At 43.1% G+C, this 15,288-nt stretch carries 17 protein-coding genes and 1 pseudogene; 5 read left to right on the forward strand and 13 right to left on the reverse strand.

The genetic code is table 11. The annotated features are described in order from the left end of the window. The first annotated feature begins 2 nt into the window (after positions 1-2). A complete protein-coding gene (locus AB4135_RS16135; protein ID WP_371994473.1) occupies positions 3-482 on the forward strand; it encodes an aminoacyl-tRNA deacylase in 480 nt (159 codons plus the stop codon). A 177-nt stretch (positions 483-659) separates the two neighbouring features. Here AB4135_RS16135 and AB4135_RS16140 read toward each other — a convergent pair whose 3' ends face one another. The 8 genes from AB4135_RS16140 to AB4135_RS16175 all read right to left on the reverse strand — a co-directional run bounded on the left by AB4135_RS16140 (position 660) and on the right by AB4135_RS16175 (position 4,981). Further along, positions 660-878: a helix-turn-helix domain-containing protein gene (locus tag AB4135_RS16140; protein WP_371994475.1), complete on the reverse strand. Its 219-nt coding sequence runs from the start codon at positions 876-878 to the stop codon at positions 660-662. A 1-nt stretch (position 879) separates the two neighbouring features. Further along, entirely contained in the window at positions 880-1,440 is a 561-nt protein-coding gene (locus AB4135_RS16145) for a DUF2975 domain-containing protein (RefSeq protein ID WP_371994477.1), read from the reverse strand. Beyond that, entirely contained in the window at positions 1,437-2,303 is an 867-nt protein-coding gene (locus AB4135_RS16150; protein WP_371994479.1) for an alpha/beta hydrolase, read from the reverse strand. Before AB4135_RS16150 ends, AB4135_RS16145 begins: the two co-directional genes overlap by 4 nt. A gap of 455 nt (positions 2,304-2,758) precedes the next feature. Further along, a complete protein-coding gene (locus tag AB4135_RS16155; RefSeq protein WP_371994481.1) occupies positions 2,759-2,965 on the reverse strand; it encodes a hypothetical protein in 207 nt (68 codons plus the stop codon). A gap of 117 nt (positions 2,966-3,082) precedes the next feature. Continuing rightward, positions 3,083-3,217, reverse strand: a complete 135-nt coding sequence (locus AB4135_RS16160) for a hypothetical protein (protein WP_371994483.1) — start codon at positions 3,215-3,217, stop codon at positions 3,083-3,085. A 6-nt stretch (positions 3,218-3,223) separates the two neighbouring features. Then, on the reverse strand, positions 3,224-3,574 hold the full coding sequence (locus AB4135_RS16165) for a hypothetical protein (protein WP_371994485.1): 351 nt from the start codon (positions 3,572-3,574) through the stop codon (positions 3,224-3,226). Positions 3,575-3,714: 140 nt separating this feature from the next. Further along, the gene (locus AB4135_RS16170; RefSeq protein WP_371994486.1) at positions 3,715-4,239 is read right to left on the reverse strand and encodes a hypothetical protein; all 525 of its coding nucleotides are present in this window, start codon (positions 4,237-4,239) and stop codon (positions 3,715-3,717) included. After that, positions 4,232-4,981, reverse strand: coding sequence for a transcriptional regulator (locus AB4135_RS16175; RefSeq protein ID WP_371994488.1), 750 nt, complete (start codon positions 4,979-4,981; stop codon positions 4,232-4,234). Before AB4135_RS16175 ends, AB4135_RS16170 begins: the two co-directional genes overlap by 8 nt. Before the next feature lie 634 nt (positions 4,982-5,615). Between AB4135_RS16175 and AB4135_RS16180 the strand changes: the two genes are divergently transcribed. Together AB4135_RS16180 and AB4135_RS16185 are read left to right on the forward strand one after the other, a co-directional pair. Next, positions 5,616-6,425 carry a cytochrome c3 family protein gene (locus tag AB4135_RS16180; RefSeq protein WP_371994490.1) on the forward strand — a complete coding sequence of 270 codons (810 nt, stop codon included), beginning with the start codon at positions 5,616-5,618 and terminating at the stop codon, positions 6,423-6,425. A 17-nt stretch (positions 6,426-6,442) separates the two neighbouring features. Continuing rightward, positions 6,443-6,934, forward strand: coding sequence for a hypothetical protein (locus AB4135_RS16185; RefSeq protein WP_371994492.1), 492 nt, complete (start codon positions 6,443-6,445; stop codon positions 6,932-6,934). 96 nt (positions 6,935-7,030) lie between these two features. Here AB4135_RS16185 and AB4135_RS16190 read toward each other — a convergent pair whose 3' ends face one another. The 4 genes and pseudogenes from AB4135_RS16190 to AB4135_RS16205 all read right to left on the reverse strand — a co-directional run bounded on the left by AB4135_RS16190 (position 7,031) and on the right by AB4135_RS16205 (position 12,356). Then, positions 7,031-7,537 carry an amidohydrolase family protein gene (locus AB4135_RS16190; protein WP_371994583.1) on the reverse strand — a complete coding sequence of 169 codons (507 nt, stop codon included), beginning with the start codon at positions 7,535-7,537 and terminating at the stop codon, positions 7,031-7,033. Positions 7,538-7,678: 141 nt separating this feature from the next. Then, a pseudogene (locus tag AB4135_RS16195) lies at positions 7,679-9,277 on the reverse strand (hypothetical protein); the annotation flags it as partial. 190 nt (positions 9,278-9,467) lie between these two features. After that, on the reverse strand, positions 9,468-10,949 hold the full coding sequence (locus AB4135_RS16200; protein ID WP_371994494.1) for a YdiU family protein: 1,482 nt from the start codon (positions 10,947-10,949) through the stop codon (positions 9,468-9,470). A 105-nt stretch (positions 10,950-11,054) separates the two neighbouring features. Next, the gene (locus AB4135_RS16205) at positions 11,055-12,356 is read right to left on the reverse strand and encodes an NAD(P)/FAD-dependent oxidoreductase (protein WP_371994496.1); all 1,302 of its coding nucleotides are present in this window, start codon (positions 12,354-12,356) and stop codon (positions 11,055-11,057) included. A 278-nt stretch (positions 12,357-12,634) separates the two neighbouring features. Between AB4135_RS16205 and AB4135_RS16210 the strand changes: the two genes are divergently transcribed. Continuing rightward, positions 12,635-12,934 (forward strand): DUF6482 family protein, encoded by a 300-nt coding sequence (locus tag AB4135_RS16210; protein ID WP_371994498.1) that lies wholly within the window; start codon positions 12,635-12,637, stop codon positions 12,932-12,934. 9 nt (positions 12,935-12,943) lie between these two features. On the opposite strand, the gene AB4135_RS16215 is transcribed toward AB4135_RS16210, so the two are convergent. Continuing rightward, a complete protein-coding gene (locus AB4135_RS16215; protein WP_371994584.1) occupies positions 12,944-13,660 on the reverse strand; it encodes a helix-turn-helix domain-containing protein in 717 nt (238 codons plus the stop codon). A gap of 187 nt (positions 13,661-13,847) precedes the next feature. On the opposite strand from AB4135_RS16215, the gene AB4135_RS16220 reads away from it, so the two are divergent. After that, the gene (locus AB4135_RS16220) at positions 13,848-15,086 is read left to right on the forward strand and encodes an MFS transporter (RefSeq protein ID WP_371994500.1); all 1,239 of its coding nucleotides are present in this window, start codon (positions 13,848-13,850) and stop codon (positions 15,084-15,086) included. Positions 15,087-15,288 lie beyond the last annotated feature (202 nt).

Raw genomic sequence — 15,288 nt, forward strand, 5'->3', positions numbered from 1 at the left:
TTATGACTATTTCAACTCGGTTGACTCAGTATTTAGACGACAATAAAGTGACGTACGATCTCGTGTCGCATCCTCGCAGTGTCAGCTCCATAGGCTCCGCGATTGCTGCACATGTGTCGCCTACACAACTTGCCAAAGCTGTGATTTTAGAGGATCACGAAGGCCGTAAGATGATGGCTGTTTTACCCGCGGATCATAGAGTTAGTTTGCGCTCTCTCGGTGATAAACTAAACCGAGACCTACGCTTAATAAGCGAACAAGAGATCTATCCAATGTTTAATGATTGTAAGCTGGGCGCTATCCCCTCTTTAGGCGCCGCTTTTAACTTAGAAGCGGTTTATGATGACTTATTGATCAATGCTAAAGAGATCTATTTTGAGGCAGGAGATCACAGCAACCTCGTCCATATGAAGCGAAGTGACTTTATCAAGCTGATTAAAAACGCCAAACACTTAAGGTTTAGCCACCAAAGTGTACATTAATATCGAGCACATCTGTTATCGGCTGATGTAGAAAATCACCTCTAGAGTAGCACCAGCTTTATCGGCATCCTGAGCAGTTGAAAACAATGTTTCTTAATTAAAAATCTAGCTAAAAAAGGAAGTTGAAGGCTTGGAATACAAGCCTTACTCAGTCAACCTCTATCGACGATGAAGCCCTTAAGGTTCGGTAGGATCATCTTGATAACGCAGAATATCTCCCGGCTGGCATTGTAAATAACGACAAATGGCCTCTAGAGTTGAAAAGCGTATAGCTTTAGCTCGTCCCGCTCTTAGAATTGACAAGTTCTGCGGAGTGATACCAATCGCTGCGGCCAACTCAGTCGATTTCATTTTGCGTTGTGCGAGCTGTACATCAAGCTCAATAATAATTGCCATATTAAATTGTTAGCTCTTGCTCTAATTTCAAGATTAGCCCTTGTCGCATCACTTCAGCAATAACGATGATGATAAAACCTACTAATAACATTGCAATGTCGTTTTCACCAAAAGTAATAGACCGTGTCAGTGCAAGATCCGCATACATTGAGTTCATAACCAATGTGACCAAAGGCGGGTAGATGATATTGAGTAAAAACTGGCCCACTAACGTCCATCCCAAATACCTAAAACAATTGATGTTAGCGAGATCAAATACTCTGCCTTGTTGATATAAACTAAATAGTCGCAGCAATATGCAGTTTATAATAAGCAGCGGCACTAATTGCATTACGCCCAGTAACAGCACCTCATTAAAGCCACTGAGTGCTAACTCCTCAGCCAGCGATTGCCAATTACCGGAGACCTCTAGCCCCAACCAAGCTTGCATGCCACCTTCTCCACCAATAACAAGATGGTGATCTTGGTGCAAGACCCCTATCAACAAGCTCAGAAGCATTGACAGCAAGGTGAAATATAGCCCCAGTTTAACAAGTAAGCTCAGCGTTTTAATTCTATTCATAGCGCTTCACTCGCTTTAGCTAAGATAACACTCTGCACAAAAGCTTTATACATCGCAGAAAAATCTTCAGACTTAATCGCATTACCGTGCCCTTTACCTTCAACCACCACCAGCTGTTTACTTGCCGTGGTTGCCTGCTTATATAAACTTTCTGACAAACTCACTGGCGTAGTTTGATCATTTTCTCCCACCATTATGAGTAATTGACCAGTATAGTTTTCAATATTGGCTAAGTTATCTACATTTGCCAATTTTTCACTAATACTTAGCTCTATAAATGGTGCCGCGTACCAAGGTACTTGAGCATCAATCAACCCTTGCGCCGTAGTTGTAGAGCCTTCCAATACTAAGCCATCGATTGGACGTTGGTGGGCTAAGCGACCTGCAATCATACTGCCTAACGATAGTCCGTGAATAATAACTGGAAGCTCTCCTAGGTTTGGGTCAGATTTTACGTAATCATAGATATCAACGGCATCGGTTTGTAATGCGCTAATAGTTGGAGAGCCTTGACTCATACCGTACCCACGATGATCCATAATCAACAGATTATTCCCAAACTGGCTCAGTATCTTTGCGAGCTCTCCACCTTGAGACTCTAACCGAAACTGGTTGCCGCCAAAATAGATCAGTGTAGAACGAGCATTAACTTGTGTAATTAGCGCACCTTTCAGCTCGGTGCCATCGGCTGCAGCAATGACTATAAACTCTAGTTGTTGCTGTCGCCCCCAACTGTCTACTTGGTCTTGAGTAATTGAGTCGTCAGGATATAGAAAGTGTTTCTCGGTGATAGATATAGTCTGGCAAGCCGACAGTAGCAATAACCCCATGCAAAACATGATTATGTTTCCAACGCGTTTCATTCAACATCCTTATTTAATACCAATCGTAGTAAGTAACTGCTCACCCTAGCTCGTTAAAACACCCGATAACGTCGTTAGAAATTTTAACTGTAGAATAACTACTTATCGAAAACTCCCGCCTTGTTCTCTAGCGTTTTTCCTACGCTATTTCTGAACACTTACTTACTGTGACTGGTATAACTTCAGCTAATTTAGCTTGAAACCTACCTGTTGAACCAACATTAGTCAATAACTTATTATCGATAAACGATAACAAAGGCTTGTAAATAAAAACTGTATTTACTCTATATTGAATACCAATAAAATGCTTTTGTGCCTTGTAAGGTTTTTAAAAACAATAATAAAAGCGACGCATTGAGGTTTAATGAAGTGCTAACAATTCAAGAGCTGGAAAGCTGTTAGGTCAATGATAACTCGTTTCAATGACCCTAAAAATGAACAGAAAAACGCTAAGGCTAAGCATCCTCCTCATGCATATAACCTTCGATTAATGCAATCTGCTCAGCCTGCATATCGGTTCTATTCCTGAGTCGAAAACTACCGTGCCCCATCTGTTCTAAACAAATATCGTCACCCGCGCCAAGGTGTAATTGCTCGACAATCTCTTCGGGGAACTCTAACCCTAGCCCTTTACCAACACGCTTTACTTTAAGTTCTGTCATGCTCACCACCGATACATAGATGTTACAGCTTGCTTGTTGGCAACAAGCAAGCTGTAAGCGCAAACCAATAATAAAATTATAGCTGATCTTGCTTTCACTAGCAGAGCGACGGCTGCTCTATTGAGTGAACAATGGCTGATTATTAATAAACGCCACGTTTTCAGCCGCATGACATGCCATGCACGCGGCTTTCGCCTTAACGACTCCTTGCTGCGCCTTATCGATGTCCATACTAGCAAATGCGGCACTCACTTCGCCTCAAGTGGCGTTTAGCAGTATCGCCTCGGCATTTTGACGCCGCGCAGGACGTTTCATCAGTCCATTTTCGATGGTGGTTTTGATTTTGTTCCAGTGATAAGTTGCCAGTTCAAAGTTTTTATCTCTTATGGCTTGTTCTATATGTTGATAGCGCTCGCCTACTTCCCACATGGGTTGATCAAACCCGCGCAAGTACTGTTCCAAGCGTTGCTCTTTTACACTCTGATTGGGCGCTTGAGTTAACCAGTGTTTTGTTGGTAACGATTCAGTCTCCGTCGCTGAAACAATATTGCTTGCTAATATGCAAAGGCTGCCGCCCGCAATCATTATCGCTTTACTCACTTTCTTCATAATGTTTCCCCCGAAACGCTTGTCTATAGTGTTTAAAACGTCACTATATAAAGAGAAAGGTGGAAAAAAAGTCGATAAAAAGCAAAGAAGCGTAAAGCCATCAAACCGAAATAGACTTAACCTCTCCTAACGGCAGAGAATTAGCCCATGGTGACTAAACTGCAGGCGCAAATATTTGTGCTAGGCAAGAAATACAAAAGTGCCGTATTTTCTGCTTCATCACGGCTAACAATCTGTATAGTCAGATTATGTACCCCTTCCTTGGTGATGTTACGGCTGGCGAAAGCTTCTAAATGTGTTCCATGCAGTGGCAATGATAGTTCACTATTATGGCGGATCAACTCGCTACTCACTAAGTTAAGGATATAGGTATCTTTATCCTTATTTGCGCTCAACACGTCCCCTTTTAATTGTAAAGTAGCGATAGGAATGCCGTCAGTAGTGAAATAGCGATAACTAATACTGGCAGAGCGCTTTTGCAATGCAAAATCAGCGATCAGTGAGTGATGCTCTATTTCATGGGTTTGCGGATTGGTAGCCACTAGTTCATTACGACAAGAAAGCACAATATCAACTTCTGTGGCCTTTATGTGTTGCAACACAATGACACCGATCACAAGTGCTAGCAGTGCGCCGCTAAGTGCTACTTTTAAATACTTAATCACAGAGAGATACCTCTTCCAGCCAGCTTTGTGAAATGAACTCTGGGCTCAAGCTAAAATCAATAGTCTTAATGTTTCTCATCAATGTTTCACCACTCGCAGACTGCCCAAGCATAGACACATTTAGCACTTGCATATCATTAGAAAACGCCAGGTTTACACTCTGCCACGTTAGGTGTGGACAACGATTCAATGCTGCAATGACTTTTTCTTCGATGGGAACTTCTTGTCGCAATCTGATGCGGGGCGATTCCAGCCAAGTCAGGAGCACCTGTTCACCATTATCTAATACTATATTGCGGCTGTTCTTAATGGGTGCATCGACACTCTCAAACAATATGTATTGGTGCATCGCGGTGACGACTGCAATACAAGTTAAAAGAAGTCCGGTAACGGTGAATACAAGATACTTTTTTTTCGCTCTTGAATGCTTTGACCAACTCGCTGTAGGCGCTTCTATATTAAGTCGATAGCCTTTACGTGGCAGTGTTTCAATGAGCTCTGCATGCTGCTCACCAAAGTATTTCCGTAGCGTAAAAACAGCCTTTGCCACTGCCGACTCACTCATTACTGCAGTTTGTGAACCTGCACAGGCGAGCTGCCCTTTACTCATGACTTGATTAGGGTGGTTAGCAAGCTGTTCAAGTACCTGGCATTCGGTACGAGTTAGATGAAATGAGCTTTGAGTGTCACTGTTAAATAGTTGGCTATTAGCAATGTCAAACTCAAAGGTTTTTAACCGCATATCAATCACGTCCGTATAATAATCTATATGCAGTTTACTCGATATATGAGCCGACAAACCTCCAGCTAATCACAAATTGGTAATAGATTGCATAATTTAGTGACAACTATGCATTAGTTCTAACTAATGCCAATAATGTAGAGCATGTCAATGTTATAAAGCACTAATAAGCAATGTACTTATCCAATTAATATTAGTACAAAATTTGAGTAGTTTTCAGCGATTAAGCATTCACAGAAAAGCTGTTAATAATTATTAATCGACGATATAAACATATAGCGATTCGACCCTTTATTAGATCTAGATCAATTAATCCTAATGATAATAAGTAAGGTAAAACCCTGTAATTAGTATTACGTACTAACAAAAACACTGATCACGAACTTTTTTATCAATAAACCGTCAATCTAAGACGTAAAATGCTAACAAAGCGAATTAATGTCACAGCCATATTTCCCCAAAAAATTACTTTGAACTAGCTCTCATCACCATTTTTCACGCCTGTCATGCTTACCTCAAGCCAAGGCAGCAATGAAACCTGGCACCGAGTTAAGTCAGTTATCAATAGTCTGCTGCTAATTCAAAACGCTCAACCTAAGTATTGAGTGACTTATAAAAAATGGGACGTGAAACGATGAAAACATTAAATAGAAGACAAGCAATAAACCGTATCATTGGTATCTCTTCAGTAGCCGCTGGCGGCGCACTAGTAGCCAACCCAGTTATTGCAGCCGTAACGAGTAGTACTGGTGATTGGAAACTAGAAGTCGGTACTCGACTCGCTTATGTTAAGTTAGATCCAATGACTGTCGCCAAGTTAGCTTATGAGACTGGAAACGGTTGTATGTTCCAAGTGTTTGACAGCATTATTCAAAGCTTAGCGGCATCAAACTCTCCTGATGCAGAGAAATTTGCTCAAGTACCTACCGCAATGGCACATTATGGTTATGCTGGTATGTTAGGCGAAGGAACAGTTTGCGGTAATATTAACGCGACTGGCATGCTAGTTAACTTGCTATCTATTAATGGTGAATCGGCCAATAGTATCCTTAACCCAACCATGCGCTACTACGAAAGTGAGAAGCTGCCACTGCAAACTGCTGAGTTTATTGCTGGCATTGGTGCTGATATGACTGAGACGCTCGATCAAGTCGGTACGCCAACATCTGCCAATAGCATTATGTGTCACTCTTCAATTAGCCTTTGGGCCAATGAAAATGGTAAATCATTTAGCCAAAAAGGTATGCGTTGTAAGCAACTGTCAGCTTCAATTGTTTATGAATTAGTCACTATGCTAAACAATGCATTTGACGGTGATACGACAAATCCACATCCAATTTCAGATACGGTTGCCAGCTGTCAACAGTGCCACACTTCTGAATCTACATTTGCCCCAAGTGTGAAAACCAATATGGCATGTGATACCTGCCACACTGGCCACTAATAGCAGGGAGAATGATAATGAAACACACTAAACTATGTTGTGCTATCGGCCTCAGCTCTGTGCTTTTACTCGGTTGTGGTAGTGATGATGACGACAACAAACCAGTAGAACCACCTGTTGAGCCACCTGTATCGACAATTGGAATTAATGATACAGAAACCTTGAGCGTTAACTTAACAACTGTCGATGCAGAAAAAGGCAGTGTGGCATTAACACTGACTGGCGATGACGAAAAGTTAGTCACTGACGCAGGTGCCTTTAACTTAATCTTGATGGGCTATCCTAAAGAAGGCAGTTCATCAGTCAAATATAAGCTTGGCTGGCATCAAGCTAACCATTCTAACTGCATTGCCGATGTCGACTGCACCATGGCAATTACGGAATTAGAATCAGGTAAGTACAACCTTGAGCTAGATTCAGTTGAGTGGAAAGATGCCATTGACAGCTATCGCGTCGCAGTCGAAGTCAAAGGTGAAAAAGCACACTTAGAGCTAGCGTTTTTAGATTGATGCCTCACCCCACAACTCGGCATTAGTACTCGACTACCACGCAATGAAACATTACATTGCGTGGTTTTTTTATTAAAAGTCGCTGATGAAGCCTAGTTATTCAGGCTGAATCCAAATATGTTCTATGCCGTTAACAAAGGTACTTTTAGCTCTAATGCTATGTATATCTTTTGCAGCTACTTTTAGTGGGTTTTTATCCAATATAACTAAATCAGCTACTTTGCCTTTTTCTAAGCTACCAATATAGTTCTCCAGCTGATTTTGAATCGCTGGCACAATTGTAATTCCTCTTAACGCCTGATAAATATCGGCATTCTGTTTTCCCTCTATACTATTCGCAGGCATAGGTTCAGCGTCATCTGTGGCTAAGTCGGTGTAAAACCAAGTATCCCGGGTGACAACTTGTTGCACATACCAAAGTGGATTGGCGGGTGAAACAGGCACATCACTGTGTAACGAATAAGGGATCCCAAGTCTCGTTTCCTCTGCAATCGGGTCGATAAGAGTCGATCTGCCCTTAGTATCTGGTTCAATTGCCCCACCTTCTTCAACTTGCCCTTTGCCATCTAAAATGCTTTGAAAAGCGCCCCCCCAATAAGCAATATGCGCACTGGTGTGGCTAACCGATATATCCAGCGGACTTGCTTCATTCGCATTTCCTTTACATTCATATGACTCAAGACGATATTTAGCAATGTCAGCCACAATGTTGGTTCGTGCTTCAGGGCTGCCGCCAACGGTGGCATGGTGCAATACTATCGGTTGCTTATTAGCTGCATCACCTGAGCCGCAGTTCGATTGCAGTGTCGAGAATGCTGCCAACGCTTGAGTCATGGCGCTATTGCCATTGGCATGAACCTGCACCTGCCATTCCGACCAAAAAGGCTTCAGTGCATTTAATAAGGCATTACTGGAATAGTTTGCCCCCTTATCTCCAGCAGTCCCCTGGCAAATACCAGCTTCAGAGTAGTCAGCCGCTAAATAAGCACTGCAACCTTGAGTCGATCCATCTACCCACAACTTCACCCCGTAGACGCCGTACAAGCCTTTATTACTAGCATCCCAGACAGGTGTTCTCAAACGATTAGCAACGGCGAACGACCTCTGTGCTTCAGTCTGCTTATTGCCATCAATGTCGTTAACTTCAGCAGAAGCCATAATATCGGCACTCACCAAAGAACGATAACGAAGTCTAGAGTTTTGCTCCGCTGCGAGCTCTTTGAAAAAAAGTACTTCAGATTCTTTAAAGCCACCCGCATTGACAATAGTGGTGATGCCTGTGCTTGCCAGTTGTTCGATGAACTGTGGCGCCTTTGCTAGTCCCTCCTCTTTAGTCATAAAGAAAAAAGGACTCGTCTCTAAGGCTGATTCCTTCTCATCGTCTCCAGCAGCCAAAGCTTCAATAATCGCCAACATGAATTTCGCATATGCCGGCTCTTCTAAGAGTTTGCCGGTAAAATGGCCACCAGCGTCGACGACCCAAGTCCCTAGAGAGCCAGGCAGCTTTGCCCCCTTGGCTAAATTGTCGGGACCGCAGATTTCATCAGCGCCTGCTTTACATATCTTAGCGGCAATGAAGGCTTGCCTATTAACGTAGGCCACGTGTCCTGATTGATCCAACAGAAAAATAGGGGATGTGCTGCCATCTGTGACTTTCTTTTCTAGTATTTCTGCTGGTGCATCAATGAATGCTTTAACGGTCGTCATCTCTATTGGATCATTCCCCATACGAGAGGGGTCAATACCATTAGCCACTATCCATTCAGTTCCATCTAACTGACGCTTTTTACTTTTATTTAAAACCTCAAAAGTACTCTCAAAGCCCTTAGGGCAATCAACGCCGGGATCATCTTTATAGTATTGGAAATCATAAGGCTCAGGCAGGCAGGGAGAAAGGTCGGTAACGGCTGAAAAGCTAATCACTAGAGGAAGGTGGGTATGTGGCTCAACAAAACCTGGCATCAAGGTTTTACCTTCGAGATCAACCGCTGTAAAATCCCTACCAGCAGCCTTAAGTACCTCATCTTTATTCCCTAGAAATTCAATAATACCATTTTTCACCCACATAGCTTCAGGGGTAGATTCTGCCGAATAAGTGGCTCTCTCCATTGTCAGTATATCCCCGCCATAGAAAACATAACTGTTAGCGCGCTCTTGCTGACTATGGGCACAACCCATAGGTGCAACTAGCATACATAAAATAACAATTAGTTGATTTTTACTTCGCTTAATATAATGGTTCATATCCCACCGTCCTTGAGTAGCAAATGGCTTGAAGCCGAAAGTTATTCCGATATTACTTTTTGAATAGAATCGACAGATGGACAAGTAGCCTTTACCCATAATAATCAATTCAATGTAGGTAAGTTTAACCAACGAAAATGCCTGTGACCTTCCGAAAACGTTACCGTTTCAAGCTTATGTATAAATTGAATTTTATGTTTGTAAAGGACAAAAGAAGCCGAGTCTTATGAGAAAAAGACTCGGCTTTAACTATTGGAGTAGACCGATATTTTGATGGTGAGTCTAATGATTAAGTACCGCAGTAGGTGGTGAATTTACCAAAGCTTGCTGGCGCGCAATAGCTATATTCCTCTCGACCTTGTTGCTCAACAAATGGCTGCGCTAATACCTTCACTAGCATTTCAAAAGGCTGATAGTCGCTGCGCTCCTCAGCCGCTTCAATAGCCGCTTCCACTAAATGATTTCGCGGAATATAAATTGGGTTAACCGAATTCATCAGCTTTGCCGATTCACTGTCAGCCATTGACTCTTGCGCCAAGCGGGTCAGCCATAGTGATTTCCACTGCGTAAATAAGCTTGAGTCAGTAAAGAGCAATTCAGCCTCATTGCTATCGGACAAAAGATCATCGGCTAACAATCGAAACAGCTGAGTATAATCCACTTTTTGCCCTTGCATCGATGCCAGTAGCTGCTCGCAAAGCTCATAATCACCTTCAAGCTCGACTGTCATACCCAGTTTAGCGCGCATGCCATTTAACCAATGTGATTTAAATTTATCCCAAAATGCCTTTATCGCATCAGTAGCTTGCGCTATCGCCTTATCTGAATCGTCACTGATTAGCGGTAGCAGTGTTTCGGCAAAGCGAGCTAAGTCCCACTGCGCCATCGTAGGTTGGTTACTATAGCTATAACGACCATCTTGATCGATAGAACTAAATAGCGCACGAGCATCATAATCGTCCATAAATGCACATGGGCCGTAATCGATAGTCTCACCGCTAATGGTCATGTTATCTGTGTTCATAACTCCATGTACAAAGCCAACTAACATCCATTGGGCAATGAGCTGCGCTTGTTTGTCACGCACAGCGCAGACTAAATCTAAATAGGGTTGTTGGCTCTGTTTAAGCTCAGGATAGTGACGTGCAATGGAATAATCGGCCAGTTGCTTAACCTTATCTTCTGCACCTTGCGAAGCAAAGTATTCAAATGTCCCCACCCGAATATGACTAGATGCAACTCGCGTGAGCACGGCACCAGGTAGATATCGGGTTCTATAGATAGGCTCGCCGGTGGTCACAACCGCCAGTGCTCGAGTGGTCGCAATGCCTAACGCATGCATGGCTTCACACAGTATGTACTCGCGCAGTATCGCTCCTAAGACCGCTTTACCGTCACCACCACGAGAAAATTGCGTACGTCCAGACCCTTTCAGCTGTATATCTTGTCGCTTGCCGCTTGCATCAAGCACCTCCCCTAACAACAAAGCCCGACCATCACCTAATTGCGGACTAAATCCACCAAATTGATGTCCGGCGTAAACTTGTGCTAATGGCGCAGCGCCTAGGGGCGCTTCGCTGCCAGAAAAGACTTCGGCTAACTGAGCATGATCTTGATTGCTGATCCTTAGCTGTTCAGCCAATGCAATGTTTAGCTTCATCAACTCCGGAGTGGGTGCTTTATCACCTTGGCAAGAGACATAAAACCCCTCAAGTTCATTGGCATAGCTATTATCGAAATCGAATCCTAAATCAATCACTTGTTTGCTCATCAAATGTCCATCTTATAATGAAATATAAACTATTCTTATTACGCTTACTGTACCTCAGTCCTCCGTTAAACGGTAATTTTGACTGGGTTAATAATATCTAATGCTCTAGTGTAATTTCATTCTTGGCCTAACCACTCTCATCAGCTTTTCAGCTAGCCAAAGTGCGATGGTTTTAAAGGTGCCATGAATCGCTTTTTGGTGCATGCGATATAAAGAGATATAAACAAATCGAGCAATTTTACCTTCCACAAACATGCTGCTTTTAGTGAGGTTGCCCATCAGGCTACCCACAGTGCTGTAGCGCGATAGATTGACCAATGAGCCGTGATCCACATACACATAATCAATAAGCGGTTCAGCTTTGAGATCACTAATGATGTTCTTTTCTACACATTGTGCCATTTGATGCGCCGATTGCGCTCTAGGTGGGACAAAGCTGCCGTCAGCCTGTTCAAACGCACAACAATCACCAATCACATAGATATCATCGTTCACAGTGCTTTTAAGTGTGGCTTTAACCTTAATCTGGTTAGCTCGGTTAAGCTCAAATAGCTGCATATCTTTGATAAAGTCAGGGGCTTTTACACCTGCAGCCCAAAGCATCAAATTCGCCTCAATCAACACCCCTTCGGCGGTGACAAACCCAGCAGCAGTTGCCTCGCTAATACGTGTATTTTCTTTGACTGAGACGCCAAGTTGAGTGAGCTCATGACGCGCAGAGCCAGCGATTCTTTCGCTCAAAGCAGGCAGGATCCTCGGCCCAGCTTCAATCAAATGTATATTGAGCTTATCAGCCGTCATTTTACTCAGGCCATATACTTTAAGAAGATCGGTAACATGATAAAGCTCAGCAGAAAGCTCTACCCCAGTCGCGCCTCCACCAACAATCGCAATATTAAGCTCATTGATAGAATCTGATTGGTGCACCCGAGTGAAGCTGTCTAAAAGCGCATTGTGAAAACGATTCGCTTGCTGATGAGAGTCGAGGAAAAAACAGTTATCTTTTACTCCTGGAGTATTAAAGTCATTACTGACGCTACCGATAGCAATCACCAGTTTATCGAACTGTATCTGGCGTTCAGGTAATAACACCTTGCCGTTATCATCAGTAATCGGTGCTACAGAGATAGACTTATCTTCTGGCGATAAACCACAAAAGGTTCCAAGTTGGAATTGATAACCATGTTTAGCGGCATGTGCTGAATAAACGACACCATCAAGATCAGAATCTAACGAGCCCGTCGCGACTTCGTGTAGCAAAGGTTTCCAAATATGGGTGCGATTCTTATCAACTAATATAACCTGCGCTAACTTTTTTTTACCTAACTTGCGCCCTAATTGAGTCGCCAGCTCAAGTCCACCAGCGCCGCCGCCCACAATCACAATCCTCGGACATATTAACGTCATTGCTTATCCTTTCTTTAATGATGCCAGTTCTACCCATTCATGCGTAACCAAGTAATGAATAGGAGAAGTCTAATTTAGACACTCAATACAATGCCTCAACCAACAAATAAAGTCATGGTTAATAAGACCAAATAAATAGCAAAAGCCAGTCAGATAAACCAATCAAGTGTAAGTAACCAAGGTTATTAGCATCAACTTGCTGGCGCATAAAGCGGTTTAAAAGGTGAACTAATTTCACCAAGAAAACGTATACCTTGAAAATAGACAAGGAGCTACCTATGAAAAACTTCGGCAAAGCAGACACACTGCAACAAGCGGCGTTCGAGCAAACCAATGTACCCAAGATCATCGGTGTCGCAGATTCCACCCATTATCTTGTTGGTGCAGTCGATTCCAATAAAAACTTCATTGAGCTTACTGAAGAGGAAGAGATTTTAGTCGTTAATTCATTGGTGCAAGCCAAGCAGCTGCTGCGCAACCATCGTTACCAACAAACCCAGCTAGAGTATCAAACTGCTTATGATGAGATGTGTGGCTTAGAAAGTAGCGGCCATTATCAAGAGATGATCAAGCTCTAAGGCACTGCTTTAAGGATTAGTCTGCTTAATGTATTGCTTGGGTGATTTACCGAGCGTTTTTTTGAAAAAAGTAATAAAAGCGCTCACAGATTCATAACCTAGCTCTTCAGCAATACGCTGAACAGACTCACCACTAGCAAGTTTTTGCAATGCTAATACGATATGCAGCTGCCCTCGCCAACGGCCAAAGGTTAGCCCGACCTCTTGCTTGATGAGTCGCGCTAAGGTTCTCTCACTCATGGCATGAGCTCTAGCCCAATCAGCGACAGTTCTTCTATCGTTCGGTGCTTGAATCAGCTTCGCAGCAATTGACTTTAACCTTGGTTCACTCGGCGTTGGAAAATCGTAGTGCGCTGTCGGCATCAACCTTAATTGATCGATGAGTACTTTTGCCACGTCAGCTGTAGCACTGCCGGCTTGGTAGTCCTGCTCTTGTTGAGTCAAATGTATCGTCAACTCCCTTATCAATGGGGTTATCGATAAGGTACAACTCTTTTCTGGCATGCCTGTCACGTCAGGATCAACAAATAGCATACATACATTGGCATTACTGGAGATCAAATTGCTGTGCCACTGTTGGCTAGGGATCCACACTGCACTGTTAGGAGGCACCATCCAAATAGCATCGGCAATTTTACACTTTACATAGCCGCTAAGTGCGATAACTAGCTGACACTTACGATGCTGATGTTGTGGTGTTTCTGCATCCCGCTCTCCTCCTGACATGCTTAAAGCCACCACATCTTGCGGAAAAGCATCTGAGTCAAATACAGGAAACGAATTAATTTGTTGCAACCACTTGACCGTTTATAGATATAAAATGTCACTATAGCTCAATACAGCAATAGAAATGAAGCGTAATCTAGCCCACTTTCACTGCCAAGCAGTCATTCTTTTGCTCGAGGAACTCATCATGGCAAAACAACTCTCTTTTCGTCTTACTGGCGGCGCTTTTTTGATGCTAGGTGTACTACTTATTTCGCTTAGCCTTAGAAGCCCGATCACAGGTATCGGTCCTCTGCTTGATTTGATTCGCTTAGAACTGAATTTATCGGCGACCCAAGCTGGAATGCTGACCACACTACCTTTACTCGCATTTGCTTTTTTCTCTCCAATCGCATCCAGAATTGGTCGTAAGCAAGGACTGGAACAAGCCTTAATGCTATCACTGATATTATTAACCATCGGCTTAGTCATTCGGTCGATAGGCAATGCTATAGGGCTATTTTCTGGTACCGTAATTATTGGCGCCGGTATTGCTATTGCCAATGTATTGCTGCCGAGCTTAATGAAGCGTGATTTCCCAACCAAGATTGCCACTATGACTTCTATTTACGTACTCATGATGGGGGCCGGTTCCGCGCTCAGTGCCAGCTTAGCCATTCCATTAGCAGATCTAGCATCAAGACTGTCAATTAGTGCCTTGCCTAGCTGGGCGTTCTCATTAGCTAGCCTAACTATTTTCCCAGTTATTGCCATGCTCGTCTGGTTACCACAATTACGTAGCCATACAGCACCTAGCAAAGATTCCACTGAGCTTGATGGCCACAGTTATCTATGGCGAAATACCGATGCTTGGTGCATCACCTTGTTTTTAGCGCTGAACTCATTTTTGATGTATATCTTTATCAGTTGGCTTCCAACTATTTTGGTTGAGCTTGGTTACAGTCATCATCAAGCAGGGGTCATTCACGGTGTACTGCAACTGTTCACCGCTGTGCCCGCAATAATACTTATTCCTCTAATGGCAAAGATCACTGATAAGCGCTTACTGAGTTTTAGCTTAACCATCATGGCGTTTTTTGGCATTGTCGGCCTAATCTATGCACCGAGTTACGCCATGGTATGGGGAATGCTATTTGGTTTTGGCGCGGGAGGCGGTTTTATTGTCGCATTAGCTCTGATAAGTTTACGCACCCAAACGGCACATCAAGCTGCCACACTGTCGGGAATGGCACAGTTTTTAGGTTACCTTTTGGCCGCGACAGGGCCAATTATTATGGGAGCGATTCATGAACATAACGGCAGCTGGCAGCAACCTCTCACTATATGCGCAGTCGTAGCGTTAATTTGGAGTGTATTCGCTGTTTTTGCCTCTAAAAGCCAGCTTATTAGCTCTAAATCCAACACTCTATCGCCTCAAGCGGTTTAGTTTTTCTGGGTTGCTATATTTCTTTAGTAATCAGTACGCAGTTACTTAGCGTTAAATTATTGATTTAGAGCCAGCTTCAGTGGCTTTAAATCAATATTAACCATAATAAGCTTATATTGACTCCTATCTAAGTGATTGTTACCTTAGCACTGCGCAAAATTAACCACTTAGTTTAACTAAGATTTAACCATGGATTTAAGCC

The organism is Shewanella sp. 10N.286.54.B9 (genome assembly GCF_041468565.1).
Lineage (GTDB): Bacteria > Pseudomonadota > Gammaproteobacteria > Enterobacterales > Shewanellaceae > Shewanella.